The following is a 16855-nucleotide window of genomic DNA, read 5'->3' on the forward strand; positions in this document are numbered from 1 at the left end:
GCTCACGCCCTGCCGGCCGGAGCCAGGGGAGCCGCGAAGACGCCGGGGGAGACGTGGATACCCATGTCCTCGAACCGGTCGATGAAGCGCGGCCGGATCCCGGTGGCCACCGGTTTGCCGAGGAACCGGCCGTGCGCGTCCACGCCGGCGGAATAGTCGAAGATAAAGGCGTCCTGGAGCGTGACGATGTCGCCCTCCATGCCCTGCACCTCCGTGACATGGGTGATGCGGCGGGTCCCGTCGCGCAGGCGGGAGATCTGCACGATCAGGTTCACGGCGGAGGCGATCTGTTCGCGGATGGCGCGCAGGGGCAGGTCCATGCCGGCCATCAGGACGAGCGTTTCGAGGCGGGCGACGGCGTCGCGCGGCGAGTTCGAGTGGACCGTCGAGAGGGAGCCGTCGTGGCCGGTGTTCATGGCCTGGAGCATGTCGAGAGATTCGCCGCCGCGGACCTCGCCAACCACGATCCGGTCCGGCCGCATACGCAGGGAGTTGCGCAGCAGGTCGCGGATGGTGACCTCGCCCTTGCCCTCGGTGTTGGGCGGCCGGCTTTCCAGGCGCACCACGTGCTCCTGCTGGATCTGCAGTTCCACCGCGTCCTCGATGGTAACGATGCGCTCGTCGTGCGGCAGGAAGGAGGAGAGCACGTTGAGCAGGGTGGTCTTGCCGGTGCCAGTGCCGCCGGAAACGATGATGTTCAGTTTGGCCCGGACGCAGGCGTTCAGCAGCTCCGCCATTTCCGGGGTCAGGGTGCCGAAGTCGATCAGGTTGCGGACCGTGAGGGGCACCTTGGAGAACTTTCGGATGGTCAGCGAGGACCCGCCCACGGCCAGCGGGGGGATGACGGCGTTGACGCGGGAGCCGTCCTCGAGCCGCGCGTCCACAAGCGGGGACGACTCGTCGATGCGGCGGCCCACCTTCGAGACGATCCGTTCGATGACCTTGCGCAGGTGTTCCTCGGAGCTGAAGCGCGAATCGGTGAGGGTCAGCTGGCCTTTCCGCTCGACGTAGATCTGGTCCATCCGGTTGACCATGATTTCGGTGACCGCGGGGTCGTCGAGCAGCCGCTGGAGCGGGCCGTAGCCGAGCACGTCGTCGGCAACGTCGCGGACCAGGCGGGTGCGTTCCTCGGTGGAGAGCGGCACCTGTTCGGCGTCGATGATGCGGATCAGTTCATCGCGGGCGGTGGCGCGCAGCTCGTCCTCCTTGACCGCCGAATCACTGAACCGTGTGCCCATGCGCTCGAACAGGGCGGTGGCAGCGCGTTCCTTGAGTGCGGCAAAGGCGTCCACGGGCTGCTGGCCTTTCGCCCGGGCGGTGTCCGGGTGTTCCGCGAACGCCGACGCGGAGGCCGGCGCGGTGGCCGCGGCGAGGCGCGACGGCACGGGGCGTGAGGGTTCAGCGCGGGCCGCTCCGCCCAGCGGGGGAGTGGCCGGCGCTGCGGAAAGTGTAACCGGCGACGACGGCGGCACCGGATGCGTGAGCGGGCCGGCTTCCGCCGCGGAGAGGCGCTCGGAGAGTTTCACCTAGACCACCACCCGTCGGTGCAGCTTCTTCTGGGCGGTCGCGCGCCAAGCCGGATCGAAGCGCGTCACCAGCTGGCGGAGGCCCTTCACCGCCGGGTCCTTGCGGCCGTCCTGGAGCAGCGGGATCCCGCGGTTCGTGGAGTACGCCACGGCCTTGGAGCGCGGAATGCTGATATCCACCGGGGCGCCGATGGTGGCCTCGACGTCCTGGACGCTGAGCCCGGACTTCGAATCGGCCATGTTCAGGACCACGTGGCGGGTCTCCGGGAGGAGGTCCAGCCGGCGCAGGATTTCCAGGCCCGAGCGGAGCCCGCGGATGCTGGGCACGTCCATGGCCGTCACCCAGACGACGTCGGTGCACTGCTCCATCGCGGCCAGGCCCACCTCTGGCAGGCCGGGGGCGGTATCGATCACGACGTACTGGAACTGTTCCGCGAGCTGTTCGATCAACCGGCTGACCTGCTGGGGCGTGATGTCGTCGGCTTCCACCGGGGTACGGGGGGCGCAGAGGGCGTAGATGCTGCTGGGGTGGACCGTGAGGAAGGCTTTGAGCACCAGCGAATCCTGGCTGGCCGACGGCGAGACGGCGTCGGTCACGGTGTCCTCCGGGCTAAGGTACAGGCCGGAGGCGACGTCGCCGAACTGCAGGTCCAGGTCCACGATCACGACGCCCATCGGGGCGACCCGCCCCAGGCCGATGGCGATGTTGGTGGCGATGGTGGTCTTGCCGACGCCGCCCTTGGGCGAGAAGACGCCGATCACCAGCCCGCGGGGCCCGCTGTCCGGGTTTTTCACCGCGGCGGTGCGGTTGCGGCTGGCGAAAGACTGGCAGGCGCGTTCCAGCAGCACCCGGATCTGCGCCGGATCGGACCCCGGGCTGAGGATGTCGCGGATGCCGGCACGCATGGCCAGGAGCACGAAGTCCGGGTCGGGTTCACCCACCAGGATGACGCTGAGCTCGGGCAGCTGGACGTCGAAGACGGTGGCGAGCCTCAGGGCATCCTCGATGGGAACGTCCGGGCCCAGGATGAGCACCTCGGGGCGTTCCTGGTCGAGGTTGGCGAACAGCTCGCCGGGGTCCGCAGGGTTGACGAAGGCGAAGGTCTGGACGCCGCCGGGCAGTCCGCCCCCGACGGCCTGCCGGACCCGCGCGTCGAAGTCGGCGTTGGGCGTGATCAGGACAAAGCGGCTCATTTGTAGACCTCGGGTCGGGTCATGATGCCCGGGCGGGCAGCTTCAGTAGCATCGAGCGGTTCCTTGCTCAACCAGATACTCGCGATGTCCGCGAAGTTGGAGGCGTAGACGATCTTCGTAGCGTCCGGCTCATTGACGGCGACGGTGAGGAGCAAGGAGCCGGTAGGCAGCGAGGTGTCCTCCGCGGGGGCGGCCGCTGCGCCGCTGGGGGTCGACTGCGGGCTGGGTGTCGCCACGGGTGCGCGTTGCACCGCCGTTATTAGAACCTTGTGGATGGAGAGCTGGGTGGTCTCACCCTTGCCCTCCATTCCGCCGTTCTTCAGGTTGATGAAGATGCCGACGTGGTCCCCGACGGCGATACGGCCGCCGACCACCCGCTGCGGTTCGAGCTGGAAGGAGACCTCCTGCAGTCCTTTGGGTACTTCCACCGACCCGCTGGTCTTGAGCGCCTCCGGCTCGACCAGCCGCTCGGCCACGAGCTGCTCGCCCGGGAGCAGAGCGACGGCGGTGACCTTCCCAGCCAGCCCGTCCAGGTTCTTCAGCGCCGTTTTGGAGACAGCCTTACCGGGAAGTTCCTGGCTGGTGACAAAGGCGGCAAGCGTGGCGACCGGGGTTCCTGCGGGAACGGCCTTTTGCACGACCATCACGGTGACCGGTTCCAGGTTCTGCAGTGCCCTGCTGTCGGCGCCCTGGGCGTAGCTGACAACGAGGATGGCACCAACAATGGCCAGGACAACGGCGGCCAGTCCTGCCAATAAGCGTGACTTCAAAAACTGCTCCTGAACTTGTTGGTGGACGAGTCTGCTATTGCGTGAGGCGGACGATGGCGGCGCCATAGTTGTCCGTAGATCCAAGCGAGTAACCGTCGGCCAAGGAAACGAAGGTAATAAACGTTCCGATGATCCCGCGGCAACTGCCGGTGCATTCCAGCGCGGATGGCACGTGGGGGCGCGCGTTACGGAACGAATATGGCAAGGAGCCGTTTCCACTAAATTTCCAGCCGGAGACTGAGAAGGCAGCAAACGCGATCAGGCCGTACCGGGCGTTTCGCCCGGACCCGGTCGTCGTGTTGAATATGGGCAGAAAGACGGTCACCGGCCTGCCTGCAGTGATGTCATCGGCCCAGCGCTGGAGGAGGCCAGAACAGTTGCCGGGCGGGTTGTTTCCGGGATCGCTGGCCGCAACGCCGCGGGCGAGGTCGATCGTGGCACCGCAGGCGCCGTTATCTTGCATGAGCCAACCAAAACCCCCGGGCACGGCTGCACCCGAAGGTCCATACATGCAATCGGGGTTGGTGCCTTTGCCGTGATTTTGAAGCAGTTGCATGGGGCCGTTGACCTGCCCCTTGACCTGGCAAATCGAAAACGCCAGCGGAAAGGGCGCCTGCCCTGCCACGGGGCGGCCCCATTGCACGGCAGACGCGGCCGTTACCTCTGCGGTGTCGAACCCCAAGGCCCGTGCGAAGAACAAGGAAACCCGGTTAGGGTCCTTGCCGGGTTCCTGGGCCGCGGCGGCGACAGTGACAGTGCGGTTTGCCTTGTCCAGCAGCAGGGACTGAACGTTGCTAGCGCCGTCGGCCGCATTGCCGTTGGCAAGAACCCGTGCGAGCGGGGACGTGGGGGAGCATTCGACGTCGTTGATGTCTTTCGCGCACTTTTGCGCCACGGCAAGGGCCGCGGCATCGGAGCTGTTGCGCAGCTGGGTGCGTTCGGCGTACAGCATGCCGACGTCGACGGCGAGGGCACTGAAACCCAGTAGGGCCACCATCAGGATCGCGACCATGACCGCGATCCCGCCGCGCTCGCGGTCAGGGGGAGTTGCGCTGGTTAGCCGCCGCACAGCATGACTCCTTTGCCTTCCATCGGGAACGGTCCGGCAATGCCGGTCATGGTGGAGAGCGTGTAGGTGATCTTGACCGTGACCTGGGCGCCGGACGCACAGGGGGTGGGGCTGATGGTGATGTTGGAATCGGTGAGGGCCGGCTGCAATCCGCTGACGGCGTTCTTCACCGCCGTCTTGGCGGCGGTAGCGCTGTTGTTGATGGCCATCACCCGGACGCCTTCACGGGCCGCGCTGGAGAGCGAAATCTGCACGTTGTAGGCGCGGCCGAACTCCATGATGCCCAGCAGGATCATGACCAGAACCGGTGCCAGGAGAGCGAACTCCACCGCGACGGCGCCGCGCTCGCGTCTCTTGGACATCGGGGACCGCCTTCCTGGGTCGCTGGGTGCGGACGCCTGAAAACAGTTAGGGTCGGGAAAGGCCGGAGCCTTCCCCAACCCTGACTGGTGGATCGCTGAGCGGTGCTACTTGGAGCACTTGCCCGGGGTGGTAACGTCGCCGGCCGTGGTGGCTGCACCCATGGTGCCGCCCTTGACGCTGCAGGCAACCCCTTCGAAAGTGCTCGCAAGGTTTCCGCCGAGCATGGTGACGGCGACGATGATCACCACGGCGATGAGGGAGACCATGATGCCGTATTCGACGGCAGTGGCGCCGCGCTGGTCGCGGCGAAGACGGGTTGCGATGTTGGAGAAGAAGGAACGCATTGGTGACTCCTGAGCGAGTTGGGCGGCTGGCCCTGCACCAGCACTGAGAGGAACCTAGCAAGCGCCGGCACGCCGTCAATCCGACTTTCCAACATCCTGTGCCAAGACTTCCCAAACTGCCCATTTCCTGTACGTTCCCTGCGCGGATCCTGCGTCAGGCAGCCCTTCCCGGCGAAACCCAGGGCACAGAAGGACCCCCTCGGCTCTGGTCCAAGGGGGTCCGGTATCTGGGCAGATCGCCGGTGGCGGCTCTCGGCGGGTTACAGGCGGAAAGTCAGCCCGGAATTCGGAGAAGGTGTGAATGGGAGCTGATCGCGTTGATTGCCGAAACGAAGATCGGACCGAGGTCGGCCCCGTTCGAGGCGCAGAAGAAGTAGTCTCCGTCCGAGTTCTCCGCGGCCGCTAGTGCCGGCGTCGAACAGTCGTTGCTTGCGGTGCTTGGAACTCCGGGGGACTTCTCGGTTGCGGCGGCAGCGAGAACATCCCGCACGAACGCCGAACCGCTGCCACCACACCGGGCCGAAGTTGCTGCGTTGTACGCAACTGTCACGATCAGGATCCCTCGGGCCTTCGCGTCCGCCGCGACTGCCTTGAGATTATTGCAGGCCACAACAGAATCGGAATTCCTGATGTCGCCGGAGACGCCCACCGAGGTGACCCCCGAGATTCCGGACTCGTTCGGCTGACCATCCGTCTCCAGGACAATGGCCTTTCGGGGGGTCCCCGTGCGTCCCGGCAGCGTCCCGAGGTTGTTCGAATCCAAGCCGAGCAGATAGCGGGCCGCAGCCTTCACTGGCGAGGCAAGATAAGTACCGCTGCCCGAGTGGGCCAGGCATTGAATGCCCTTGACGAGCGCGCTGCCATTGTTCAGCGCCGGCGTTGGGCCAGGCGTGGTGTAGTCGTTGGAGAACGGAACCGGGAGCCACGGGCCGCTCGTAGCCGAGCCCGAAGGAGTCGTGACGCAGCCTGTGGTGGGGTTGCTGCGGCCGATGGTGCCAAGAGCCACGTACTGCTGGTCCTTCGTCATGGTCTTGAGCGTCGTCTGGAGCGCGGTTTTCATACTCGCAAGGTCCGTGTCGCTCATACTTCCGGTCCGGTCGGCCACCAGTGCAACGTCCATGGGATTGGGGGTCTGGGCGCCGCATGAACCTTTGCATGCGGTGGCGGACAATGAACCTGTATTACCGGTATCGATGCCGATTGCGGGGCCGAAATTGAAGGATACGGATTTGTCGTCGGTTACGGTCAGCGTGTTGCACGTGTGTCCGCTTCCCGGGACGCACGGCACCGCGCAGATCTTCTCGCTGCACCGCGCTCCGCTGGTCGTACCCGGATTGCAAACGCTGGGGACCTGGCCGTTGCCCACCGTTCGGGCCGTTCCGGAGGAGGCCACCACGCACCAGAAGGTGACCGTGGGATCAGCTTGAGGGTCGTTGGCCTTCGCAAACGCGATTGCAGCGTTGCGGGCACCAGCGGGGTCGTCGGGAAGGGCCGACACGCCGGCCAGGGCCGCAGCGTCCAGGGCGTTGTTCAGGTGCTGGTGTTCGTACACCAGCCTGCCCACGTCCAGGGCCAGGGCCAGGACGCCGAAGAGGACCGGAAGCAGCAGCGCGAAGAGCACGGCGGCCGCTCCTCGTTCCCCAGCACTCCCGTTCCGCGGGCCCGCACTTCCCGTCCGTCCTCCCTCAGGCCAGGCCTGAACTCCGGGACCTTCGCTCGTAGTCGGCGCTACAGCGTGCATGTTCCACCGCCCCAATTCTGCGCGCCAGACGTTACGGCGACTGCACCTTCCATTTTCATGACTGCTTTGGCTTCGAAGGTGCCGGAGAGAGCCCACGAATAAAAGCCGGACAGGGAGGACTGCGGGTAGCGCAGACATACGACCATGACGCCCGGAGCACCACCGGAGGTATTGACAGCGAACTTCACTTGGAGCTTGGCGCGGTCCAGTTCGCCCCCTCTGGCGTTGTTCGCGGCGGCGATGACATCGCCTTCGGTGACTCCTTGCCGGGCGGCCTCCCGCGCGGCGCCTTGAAGGTTGATTGTTTGGCCGTAGGCCGCCCCAAAATCGATCACGCCCAGAAGCATGGACAGGAGAATCGGAACTACCAAGGCGAACTCAACAGCGGCCGCTCCCCGTTGCTCATGATCCAGATAACTCGAGTTGGGTGCCGAGAACCTAAACATCTGCTCCTCCTTCAGTGTGGTCGGTGAACTTCCGGTGTTTCGGAAGCCAGGTGAAATGAGCCTCGGCATCAAATTCGTGTTCACCGCCCCGAAAAGGTGCTGATTGCATTGATGACCGCGGGGCCGAGGATGACGATAAAGAGCGGCGGAAAAATGAAGAGCAGCAAAGGAAAGACCACGGCCACGGGGAGCTTCATGGCCTTTTCTTCGGCGCGGAGGCGGCGTTTCGTTCGCATCTGCTCGGCCTGGGGCTTGAGCACACGGGCAATCGACAGGCCCTGGACATCGGCTTGGATGATGGCCGCTACGAAACTCTTCAGCTCCGGCACGGTGGAACGCGCGGCTAGGGCCTTGTAGGCCTCGCGCCGGGTCCTGCCGGCCTGGATGTCCTGCAGTGTACGAACAAGCTCTTCGGCCAGGGGGCCCCTCCCGCTCGTGCCGACGCGGGCCACTGCGGCCTCGAAGCCCAGGCCCGCCTCGACAGAGATCAGTAGTTGGTCCAGCACGTTGGGCAGGTCGAGCCTGATCCTTGCCTGGCGCTTCGTGCCGTTGTTGTATGTCAGCAGATCCGGCAGGAAGTAGCAGGCGGCCGTGAGCCCAAAGGCCAGGAAGGCCCCCTGCGGACTTCTGGCGGCCCCGAGCATGATGCCGACGAGGGCGCCCCCTAGGGCAGCGAGCGGCTTCAGTGTCAGAAGCCGATCCAAGGGCATTGAGGCGGGCCGGCCCGCGTTCGCCAGGAGCCGGTCCAGACGGGCGACGTAGGCGGCCGGTGTGAGGTCGCGGCCGAGGGTAGCGAGGCGGCTCGGCGCCTCGGTCGCGTCGCCGGTCCGGCGAGCGGCGACGGCGGTGAGCCGCGTCTGGATCAGCCGGCCGGAAGCTCGGTCGATCGAAATGACCGACCAGGCAAAGTACGACGCTGGAAGCACGACGGCGGAGATCATCAGCCACACTGCAACGGTCATGGTGGTTCCCCCTAGAAATTGATCTTGACCATGCGGCTGATCCAGAAGGATCCGATCGCCATCATGATCACGCCGACAGAAATGAGGACCCAACCGAGAAGGGACTCCGTCAGGACCCCCACATACGTCGGATTGGATAGGTGCAGGAAAGCCGCGACGAAAAAAGGCAGGGCAATGAGGATGTACGCGGAGAACTTTCCCTCCGCTGCCAGGGCGCGCACCTGGCCCTTAATCTGCGCCCGCTCCCGCACCGTGTCAGCGACGTGGTCGAGAACGCCGGCCAGATCGCCGCCGACTTCGCGGTTGATCTCAATTGCCTGGCTGAGCCACCCGAAGTCCTCGCACTCCATGGTCGCTGCTACCTCCGCCATCGATTCCGAAATATTACGACCGACCCTTTGCTCGTTGACGATCCTGGCCAGCTCTTCGGACATGGGGGCGGGCATCTCCGTGCTCGCGGTATGAAGGCTCTGGACGATGCCGTGACCGGCGCGCAGGCTGCCAGACAGCGACATCAGCATGTCGCTCAACTGTCCCTCGAAGGCGCTTCGACGCCGTCCGGACTTGACCGAGATGAGCATCCACCCGCCCATCGGCGCGAGCGCTGCAAGAACGACCGCCATAACGGGGTTTCCGACCAGAAGCCCGGTAGTACCGAGCACGAAGCTGCCAATGAGAACCAGGAGCGTAAACTCCGCCGGAGCCACTTTCAACCCGGCTTTGCTCAGCGCCACGCGCCCAAACGGCCCGCGTTGCCCCGAACCCATGGTTCGTTCCACCGCAGTCACCGTCGCCCCCGTCAGCGTGGATAGCCGGGAACTGCTTGCCTTGGGCGAGTACGGCCTCCTCCGGTTCAGCTGGATGTCCGCGTAACGCGGCTTGAACGCGACGAAGAGGGCCAGGGCTGCGGCGGCGAGGAGCGAAGCCGCTCCCGAGATCAGCGCGGTATCAGGGACCACAGCCCTCACCGCCACTGGTTCTGGGACGCCGGCAAGAAAATCTCCGGAGGAAGGACGACTCCCACGTCCGCAAATTTTTCAACAAACCGTGGACGCACCCCGGTGGCAATGGACTTGCCAAGGAAACGTCCCTCTGCGTCGACGCCGGCCGCGTAGTCGAAGGAGAAAGCATCCTGGAGCGTCACAACGTCCCCCTCCATGCCCAGCACTTCAGTAATGTGCGTCACGCGCCTCGTCCCGTCCTTAAGCCGGCTCAATTGCACAACAACGTCAACCGCACTTGCGATTTGCTCCCGGATCGCCCGCAGCGGAAGGTCCATGCCTGCCATGAGCACCAAGGTCTCCAATCGGGCGACGGCGTCCCGCGGCGAATTCGAGTGCACCGTGGAGATGGATCCGTCGTGGCCTGTGTTCATGGCCTGCAGCATGTCCAGTGCCTCGCCACCCCGGACCTCGCCAACTACAATCCGGTCCGGCCGCATGCGTAGGGAGTTCCGTACCAGATCCCGGATCTCGATGGCCCCCCGGCCTTCGATATTTGCCGGCCGACTTTCCAAACGAACGACATGGTCCTGCTGCAGCTGCAATTCGACGGCGTCTTCAATCGTGACAATTCGTTCGTCCGCAGGAATAAAAGAGGAAAGAACATTCAGCAGCGTGGTCTTTCCCGTACCAGTGCCACCCGAGACGATAATGTTCAGGCGGGCACGGACACAGGCATCCAGCACCTGGGCCATTGCCGGTGACAGGGAATCGAAGGCGATCAGGTCCGCCACAGTAAGTGGCGCAGCTGAGAACTTGCGGATTGTTAGCGACGGCCCGTCGACCGCCAAAGGCGGGATGACGGCATTGACGCGTGAGCCGTCCTGAAGTCGTGCGTCAACCAGCGGCGAAGACTCATCGATGCGGCGCCCGATCCGAGCAACGATGCGTTCGATGACGCTGCGAAGGTGGGCTTCGGAACTGAACGAGGTGCCGGTCAAATGCAGCTTGCCGGCCCGTTCCACGTATATTCTGCTGGCGCCATTGACCATTATTTCCGAGACCAGGGGGTCATCCAGCAGCCGCTGAAGGGGGCCGAAGCCCAGTATTTCGTCAACGATTTCGCGGATGAGCCGCCGTCGTTCCTCCGGCGTAAGAGGAACCTGCGCTTCGTCAATGAAGTCGCCGAGGGCTTCCCGCACCATTCGCCGCACGTCGCCTTCATCGAGGGTGTTGTCGGTGATCCGGCTGCCCAGGCGCGTAGTGAGTTCGTCTGCTGCACGCTTCTTGAGGCCGGCCAGGGCATCGGCGCTGGGAGAGGGCAGCGCTGCTGTGCCATTCGACAAATGGGAGTCGCTGCCTTTGAACAAGCCGGGAGAGGGTGCGGTACCCGAGTCGCCAACGGTCTTTGGCGCGGTTGGGTCGGCGGTCAGCCCTGCGGCTTCGAGCCGGTCGATGAGAGTCATGAGATCTCCGCCTTTCGGTGCATGCTCTTTCCGGCAGCTGATGGAGAACCCGCGAGCAGCCGGTCCACGAGGGCCCGGAGGCCCTTGAGAGCCGGATCCCGGCGGTTGTCCTGAAGAAGGGGCACCCCGGCATTCGTCGAAAACGGCAGAGACTTTGACCGGGGGAGCAGAATGTCCACAGGAAGACCCACCGTGGATTCCACGTCCTCGACAGTCAGGCCGCTGCGCTTGTCCGCAAAGTTGAGAACAATGGTGTTCGAGGCTGGCATGAGGTCCAGTTGTCGCAGTACCTCCAGCCCGTGGTTGAGTCCCCGGATGCTGGGAATGTCCATGCCGCAAACCCACACCCCGTCGGTCGCCAATTCCAAGACGGCCAAGACCACATCGCCGATTCCCGGGGAGGTGTCCAGGATTACGTAGGGGAACTCCAGGGACAGCTGGTTGATGAGGGTTGTTATGTGCGCCGGCTTGATCAGGTCCGCTTCTGCCGGCCGGAGCGGGGCACACATGGCGTAGGCTCCCGATGAGTGGTGGCTGAGGAACGCCTTGAGGACCATGGCGTCATGGGAGGCCTCGGCCGTGACCGCGTCACTAATGGTGTTTTCCGGCTCCAGACCCAACCCGGAGGCGACGTCACCGAACTGGAGGTCGAGGTCAACAATGACGGCGCCCATGGGTGCACTTTTGGCCAGGCCCACGGCAAGGTTGGTGGCCACCGTGGTTTTCCCTACGCCCCCTTTCGGGGACATGACCGAGATGACCCGTCCACGGGGGCGCGGCTGGCTGGCTTCCGCGGCGGTCGCTAGCCTGCGTGTAGTGGCTGCAAGCGCCGCGCGCTCCAATGCGGCACGCAACTGCTCCGCCTCGGCATCTGGCGTAATCACGTCTCGGATTCCGGATCGCATGGCGGTCAACGTCTGTTCGGGCGTCAGGGCTGCCGCCCACACCAGGACGGTACCGGGATGCAGCCGGTCAAGGGCCGCGGCCATGGCCACTGTGTGCTCGGCTGCCGAGTCCGGTCCGAAGATGATCACATCTACCGGCCCGCCCGGGTTCCGGGACAGGACGCCGTCGGCGGATCCGCCTGGCGTAACAGGTCCAACAACTTGGAGTTCGTCGGCCCTTCCCAGTGAAACGGTGAGTCGGCGCTGGAACTCCGCCGATGCGGTGAGGGCTAGGAAGCGGCTCATTTGAAGATGCCGATCGTGCTGACCGGGGTGCGGTCGCTGGGCGGCGTCTTGACAGACTGCTTGGTCAACCAGATGTTGCCCACTCGGGCGCTGAGGATGACTTTGGCGGAATCAGTGGAGTTGCGGGCCAGGGTGACAAAGGATGAGCCGTTGGGCACGGCCGACGTCCCTTCCGTCGTCGTTCCACCGCTGGGCGGCGCCTGCTGGACGGCCGTGACCAGCACCTTGTCGAATACCAGTTGAGTGCTGGCAGCCTGGGGCGAAGCCGGATCTGTCTGGGTTACGTAGAGGCCAACGAGGTCCCCAGCGCGGAGAGTGCCTCCCACGACGCTCTCCGGCGGCAGGAGGATGGTCACTTCCTGCATGCCATCCGGAACTTCGACGGCCCCCGGGGTGGTCTGCTCTGAAGGATCGACGAGACGGCTGGCCAGGAGTTGTTCCCCGGGCTCCAATGCTACGGACGTGACCTGCCCGCCGGAACCGCTGAGGGAGGCCAGTGCGCCGTCGGCTTTTGCCGCACTGGGAATGGAGCGGACCCGGACATGGGACGCCAGGTCTTCCACTTTGGTGCCGGCCGGAACCGGCGTATCGACGACGACGACGTCGATCGGGTCGAGCGCTGCCTGGGCTCGCCGATCGGCGTTAGAAACGTAGTTGGCCAGCATCAGCGTGCCGGCAATCGCCAGAGCAAGCGCCGCCAGCCCTGCGAGTAGACGGGATTTCATGACTCTTCCTCACCTCGGGGTACACCTCAACAATGCGTCGACGCACACGGTGGCGTCTGACTGCGGGCCGACCGCCCGTTAACGCCTCTGCCGGCTGCCCCCGATGCGGGGAACAGCCGGCAGGGTGATGGCTTCCGCCTTAGGGCTTGGGCTTCGTCTGGTTGACGATGTCCTGGAAAGCCGAGTTGAGGTTGGTGCCGAGCGTGGTCACCGCGGCGATGATGACGACGGCGATGAGCGCGACCATGATGCCGTATTCCACGGCGGTTGCACCTTTTTCTGAGGCGAGCCGATCTTTTACGCCGGCGACAAAAGCAATCATTGAGACCATGAGACCAGTCATTTCAATTTCCTTTTCCAGAGTTTTGAATAAAGAACGGATCACCAGCAAATCCCCTTTGCCTATTCGCTGGGGCTCCGTTGGAACAACATTTGCATGCCGATTATCAGCCTTGCAATGAATCCGCCTACTCGACTTCTGGCCACAAAAAAGTGCTTTTACTTACCCCTCTGGAAAGGTGTACTCAGTTCTTCCGGGCACGCCGGAAACGACTACTTGTTTTCATAAGGCGGCTTACTGCTTCGCCTACGTGGAAGGCGGGAGCGGGCGCTACGCGAAGAGCAGGATAGCCACCAGTGCGCCGGCCAGCATGGATGGCCCGTGGGCCACTTCCTTCGGCTTGTTTCCGCGGTTCTTGAGCACCAGGGCGACGGACACCAGGCCGCCGGCGACGAAGCCCAGGGCGCCGCCATAGAACAGCGGTGCCCAGCCCAAGTAGCCCAAGTACAGCCCGAGTGGCGCGGCGAGCTTAACATCGCCCATTCCGAGGCTCTTGGGGCTGATGAGAGCCAAGATGAAGTAGAAAAAGAAGAGGATGACCGCGCCGACGAGGCCGCGGGCCAGCTTTTCCCAACCTTCAAGTGCTAGCGAGGCCCCCGCGAGCAGCAGGATGCCGGCCCCCAGCAGGGGTACCACCAGCCGGTTGGGCAACAAATGATGGAGGATATCGATCCGCGCCAGCTGCACCCCGGTAATTGCGAGAAACAAAAACGCCGGTAGCTCCGGGGATGCGCCAAAACGCCAGGCCAGCAGGGCGCAAAGCGCAGCGGCGACCACCGCCGCCGTCGTCCGCTGCAGGGGAGTGGGGCGGACCGCAAGCTCCGGCAGGGTCCGCCTCACAACCGCGTCGCCCAACAGCCCGAGGCCCAGCCCGGCGGCGGCGATGACCGCAAGGAACACGAGAGGTGCGGCACCTGCGAGGGCGGGATCGGGCACGTTACCTCCAGGGGTGCGGCGGGCCGGAACAGCGCGGCGTGCTGGGCAGCATGCCACCGGACACCCCATTTTGACCCACGACCCCGGCTTCCGCTATTCTTGGTAGTCGTTGTGCGTGTCCTATCTCGATGATGCGTGCCCGCTTGAGAATCCGGTTGCAGGATAGCTACTCAACGTGCACATTCGAGCCCACAGGATGACTGGTTACATGGAGCCCTCACCTCTGTTCCGGTAGCGCATAGATAGTAGGTGCACCTTTGCGTGACGCCTAAAACAAGAACGCCAGAACAAGAACGAGGCAAACACCGTGCGTACGTACACCCCGAAGCCCGGCGATATCAACCGCCAGTGGCACGTCATTGACGCCACCGACGTTGTCCTTGGTCGTCTCGCCAGCCAGACCGCAATCCTGCTGCGCGGCAAGCACAAGGCCACCTTCGCGTCCCACATGGACATGGGCGACTTCGTCATCATCATCAACGCTGAAAAGGTTGCCCTCACCGGCGCCAAGCTGGAGCAGAAGCGCGCATACCGCCACTCCGGCTACCCGGGCGGCCTGACCTCCGTCAACTACGCGGAACTGCTGGAATCCAACCCGGTCCGCGCCGTTGAGAAGGCCATCAAGGGCATGCTCCCGAAGAACTCCCTCGCTGCCCAGCAGCTGGGCAAGCTGAAGGTCTACCGCGGTGCAGAGCACCCGCACGCCGCCCAGCAGCCCAAGACTTTCGAAATCACCCAGGTCGCCCAGTAGTCCTGGCCACCAACTAACTTATTAATACAAGGAGAACCGTGGCTCAGAACGAAGAGACCACCGAAGCCGTCGAGGCTGAGGAAAACCTGACCAGCTACACCTCGGAAAGCGGAGCTGCCGATGCGGCCGCGCCGAAGAAGGAACGTCCGGCACTGACCGTCGCCGGCGCAGCTGTTGGCCGCCGCAAGGAAGCCGTTGCACGCGTTCGCGTTGTGCCCGGCTCCGGCAAGTGGACCATCAACGGCCGCGAGCTGTCGAACTACTTCCCGAACAAGCTGCACCAGCAGGACGTCAACGAGCCCTTCAAGATCCTCGATCTCGAAGGCGCCTACGACGTTATTGCCCGCATCCACGGCGGTGGCCCCTCCGGCCAGGCCGGTGCACTGCGCCTCGGCATCGCCCGTTCGCTGAACGAGATCGACGTCGAGAACAACCGCGCCACCCTGAAGAAGGCCGGCTACCTTACCCGTGACGCCCGCGTCATCGAGCGTAAGAAGGCTGGTCTCAAGAAGGCCCGTAAGGCTCAGCAGTACTCCAAGCGCTAAAAAGCGCCTGCCCAGGCTAAGAAGCGCCTGGAACCGGAAGCCCGTCCCGCACTCGTGCGGGGCGGGCTTCCGTCGTTTAGAGGGTGCGCTGACGCCCGGGGCGGGAGCTGGGCGTGCCATCGACTAAACTTGGACACGATGTCTAGATTATTTGGAACAGATGGAGTCCGAGGCCTGGCTAACGGTCTACTCACGGCCGAGCTGGCAATGCAGCTGGCTCAGGCCGCCGCCGTTGTGCTTGGCCACGACCGCAGCGTCGACGGCAAGCGGCCCCGCGCCGTCGTCGCCCGGGACCCCCGCGCCAGCGGGGAATTCCTCGCGGCCGCCGTGGAAGCCGGGCTCTCCAGCTCCGGCATCGACGTCTACGACGCCGGCGTGCTTCCCACTCCGGCCGCGGCGTACCTGGTGGCGGACCTCGACGCCGACTTCGGCGTGATGATCTCCGCCTCCCACAACCCGGCGCCGGACAACGGGATCAAGTTCTTCGCCCGCGGCGGCCAGAAGCTCCCCGACGACGTCGAAGACGCGATCGAGGAGCAGCTCTCCAAGGAGCCCTTCCGCCCCGTGGGCGGCGAGGTGGGTCGCATCCAGCGCTTCTCCGACGCCGAAGACCGCTACATCGTGCACCTGCTGGGCACCCTCCCGCACCGGCTCGACGGGCTGAAGGTGGTCCTGGACTGCGCGCACGGCGCCGCCAGCGGATGCTCGCCGCAGGTCTTTAAGGACGCCGGCGCCGAGGTGTTGGTCATCGGCGCCGAACCGGACGGCCTCAACATCAACGACGGGGTGGGTTCCACGCATCTCGGCCCGCTCAAGCAGGCGGTCCTCGAATACGGCGCTGACCTTGGGATCGCGCACGACGGCGACGCCGACCGCTGCCTCGCGGTCGACCACGAGGGCAATGAGGTGGACGGCGACGAGATCATGGCCATCCTCGCCGTCGCCCTCAAGGACGCCGGCAAGCTCAAGGACGATGTCCTGGTGGCGACCGTGATGAGTAACCTGGGTCTCAAGATCGCCCTGCGGGACGCCGGCATCAGCCTCCGTGAGACCGGCGTGGGCGACCGCTACGTCCTTGAAGGCATGCGCGAAGGCGGCTTCAACCTTGGCGGCGAACAGTCCGGCCACGTCATCTTCGCCGACCACGCCACCACGGGGGACGGCGTGTTGACCGGTCTCCAGATCGCCGCCCAGGTGGCGCTGACCGGCCGTCCGCTCAAGGAGCTGGCAAAGGTCATGACCAAGCTCCCGCAGGTGCTGATCAACGTCAAGGGCGTCGACCGCACCCGCGTCAACGGCGACGAAGCTGTGGCGGAGGCCGTGGCGCAGGCCGAGGCGCAGCTCGGTGACACCGGCCGCGTCCTGCTGCGCCCCTCCGGTACGGAACCGGTGGTCCGGGTGATGGTGGAAGCCGCCGATCACGACACCGCGCAGGAAGTCGCCGAGGGCCTGGCCCAGGTGGTGCGGACCGAACTGGCCCTGGCTCTCGTGTCAGACTGACACCCCGTCCGCAAAAAAGAGTGGCCCGCCTCCGTACGGAAGCGGC

18 protein-coding genes are annotated in these 16855 nt (G+C 64.9%); 3 read left to right on the top strand and 15 right to left on the bottom strand.

From position 1 onward, the window contains the following. Positions 1–2: 2 nt before the first annotated feature. From E7Y32_RS09420 to E7Y32_RS09490, 15 genes are all read right to left on the bottom strand, one after another. Positions 3–1526 (bottom strand): ATPase, T2SS/T4P/T4SS family, encoded by a 1524-nt coding sequence (locus E7Y32_RS09420; protein ID WP_146336881.1) that lies wholly within the window; start codon positions 1524–1526, stop codon positions 3–5. Continuing rightward, on the bottom strand, positions 1527–2720 hold the full coding sequence (locus E7Y32_RS09425; protein ID WP_146336882.1) for an AAA family ATPase: 1194 nt from the start codon (positions 2718–2720) through the stop codon (positions 1527–1529). Beyond that, complete coding sequence (locus E7Y32_RS09430) at positions 2717–3490, bottom strand: Flp pilus assembly protein CpaB (RefSeq protein WP_261382395.1); 774 nt, start codon at positions 3488–3490, stop codon at positions 2717–2719. Before E7Y32_RS09430 ends, E7Y32_RS09425 begins: the two co-directional genes overlap by 4 nt. Positions 3491–3524: 34 nt before the next feature. After that, entirely contained in the window at positions 3525–4502 is a 978-nt protein-coding gene (locus E7Y32_RS09435) for a Tad domain-containing protein (RefSeq protein WP_146336884.1), read from the bottom strand. Positions 4503–4546: 44 nt separating this feature from the next. Then, positions 4547–4921: a TadE/TadG family type IV pilus assembly protein gene (locus tag E7Y32_RS09440; protein ID WP_146336885.1), complete on the bottom strand. Its 375-nt coding sequence runs from the start codon at positions 4919–4921 to the stop codon at positions 4547–4549. Positions 4922–5026: 105 nt separating this feature from the next. Then, positions 5027–5266, bottom strand: a complete 240-nt coding sequence (locus E7Y32_RS09445) for a Flp family type IVb pilin (protein WP_146336886.1) — start codon at positions 5264–5266, stop codon at positions 5027–5029. Positions 5267–5540: 274 nt separating this feature from the next. After that, positions 5541–6887 carry a pilus assembly protein TadG-related protein gene (locus tag E7Y32_RS09450; RefSeq protein WP_186466966.1) on the bottom strand — a complete coding sequence of 449 codons (1347 nt, stop codon included), beginning with the start codon at positions 6885–6887 and terminating at the stop codon, positions 5541–5543. Between the two features lie 107 nt (positions 6888–6994). Continuing rightward, the gene (locus E7Y32_RS09455) at positions 6995–7453 is read right to left on the bottom strand and encodes a TadE family protein (RefSeq protein ID WP_146338449.1); all 459 of its coding nucleotides are present in this window, start codon (positions 7451–7453) and stop codon (positions 6995–6997) included. An 80-nt stretch (positions 7454–7533) separates the two neighbouring features. Further along, a complete protein-coding gene (locus E7Y32_RS09460) occupies positions 7534–8415 on the bottom strand; it encodes a type II secretion system F family protein (RefSeq protein ID WP_146336888.1) in 882 nt (293 codons plus the stop codon). Between the two features lie 11 nt (positions 8416–8426). Further along, positions 8427–9374, bottom strand: a complete 948-nt coding sequence (locus E7Y32_RS09465; RefSeq protein WP_146336889.1) for a type II secretion system F family protein — start codon at positions 9372–9374, stop codon at positions 8427–8429. Positions 9375–9379: 5 nt separating this feature from the next. After that, positions 9380–10822 (bottom strand): CpaF family protein, encoded by a 1443-nt coding sequence (locus E7Y32_RS09470; RefSeq protein ID WP_146336890.1) that lies wholly within the window; start codon positions 10820–10822, stop codon positions 9380–9382. After that, positions 10819–12012 (bottom strand): AAA family ATPase, encoded by a 1194-nt coding sequence (locus E7Y32_RS09475; RefSeq protein WP_146336891.1) that lies wholly within the window; start codon positions 12010–12012, stop codon positions 10819–10821. The genes E7Y32_RS09470 and E7Y32_RS09475 overlap by 4 nt, the downstream gene beginning before the upstream one ends. Then, entirely contained in the window at positions 12009–12737 is a 729-nt protein-coding gene (gene cpaB, locus E7Y32_RS09480; protein ID WP_146336892.1) for a Flp pilus assembly protein CpaB, read from the bottom strand. Before cpaB ends, E7Y32_RS09475 begins: the two co-directional genes overlap by 4 nt. A gap of 139 nt (positions 12738–12876) precedes the next feature. Then, positions 12877–13068 (bottom strand): Flp family type IVb pilin, encoded by a 192-nt coding sequence (locus E7Y32_RS09485; protein ID WP_146336893.1) that lies wholly within the window; start codon positions 13066–13068, stop codon positions 12877–12879. A 279-nt stretch (positions 13069–13347) separates the two neighbouring features. Beyond that, positions 13348–14013, bottom strand: a complete 666-nt coding sequence (locus tag E7Y32_RS09490; RefSeq protein WP_261382397.1) for an A24 family peptidase — start codon at positions 14011–14013, stop codon at positions 13348–13350. Positions 14014–14320: 307 nt separating this feature from the next. Here E7Y32_RS09490 and rplM point away from each other — a divergent pair, with 307 nt between their 5' ends. From rplM to glmM, 3 genes are all read left to right on the top strand, one after another. Next, positions 14321–14764 (top strand): 50S ribosomal protein L13, encoded by a 444-nt coding sequence (rplM, locus tag E7Y32_RS09495; RefSeq protein WP_015937805.1) that lies wholly within the window; start codon positions 14321–14323, stop codon positions 14762–14764. 38 nt (positions 14765–14802) lie between these two features. Then, complete coding sequence (gene rpsI / locus E7Y32_RS09500; protein WP_056737844.1) at positions 14803–15309, top strand: 30S ribosomal protein S9; 507 nt, start codon at positions 14803–14805, stop codon at positions 15307–15309. 138 nt (positions 15310–15447) lie between these two features. Further along, positions 15448–16809: a phosphoglucosamine mutase gene (gene glmM, locus E7Y32_RS09505; RefSeq protein ID WP_146336895.1), complete on the top strand. Its 1362-nt coding sequence runs from the start codon at positions 15448–15450 to the stop codon at positions 16807–16809. Positions 16810–16855: the final 46 nt, after the last annotated feature.

Source organism: Arthrobacter sp. UKPF54-2 (genome assembly GCF_007858535.1).
Classification (GTDB): domain Bacteria; phylum Actinomycetota; class Actinomycetes; order Actinomycetales; family Micrococcaceae; genus Arthrobacter.

Bases quoted from the DNA above. Each gene is read 5' to 3' on its own strand.
- E7Y32_RS09475 (WP_146336891.1), bottom strand. From the start codon at position 12,012: ATGAGCCGCTTCCTAGCCCTCACCGCATCGGCGGAGTTCCAGCGCCGA.
- E7Y32_RS09470 (WP_146336890.1), bottom strand. From the start codon at position 10,822: ATGACTCTCATCGACCGGCTCGAAGCCGCAGGGCTGACCGCCGACCCA.
- E7Y32_RS09425 (WP_146336882.1), bottom strand. From the start codon at position 2,720: ATGAGCCGCTTTGTCCTGATCACGCCCAACGCCGACTTCGACGCGCGG.
- E7Y32_RS09440 (WP_146336885.1), bottom strand. From the start codon at position 4,921: ATGTCCAAGAGACGCGAGCGCGGCGCCGTCGCGGTGGAGTTCGCTCTC.
- cpaB (WP_146336892.1), bottom strand. From the start codon at position 12,737: ATGAAATCCCGTCTACTCGCAGGGCTGGCGGCGCTTGCTCTGGCGATT.
- E7Y32_RS09485 (WP_146336893.1), bottom strand. From the start codon at position 13,068: ATGGTCTCAATGATTGCTTTTGTCGCCGGCGTAAAAGATCGGCTCGCC.
- E7Y32_RS09445 (WP_146336886.1), bottom strand. From the start codon at position 5,266: ATGCGTTCCTTCTTCTCCAACATCGCAACCCGTCTTCGCCGCGACCAG.
- E7Y32_RS09435 (WP_146336884.1), bottom strand. From the start codon at position 4,502: ATGGTCGCGATCCTGATGGTGGCCCTACTGGGTTTCAGTGCCCTCGCC.
- E7Y32_RS09455 (WP_146338449.1), bottom strand. From the start codon at position 7,453: ATGTTTAGGTTCTCGGCACCCAACTCGAGTTATCTGGATCATGAGCAA.
- glmM (WP_146336895.1), top strand. From the start codon at position 15,448: ATGTCTAGATTATTTGGAACAGATGGAGTCCGAGGCCTGGCTAACGGT.
- E7Y32_RS09460 (WP_146336888.1), bottom strand. From the start codon at position 8,415: ATGACCGTTGCAGTGTGGCTGATGATCTCCGCCGTCGTGCTTCCAGCG.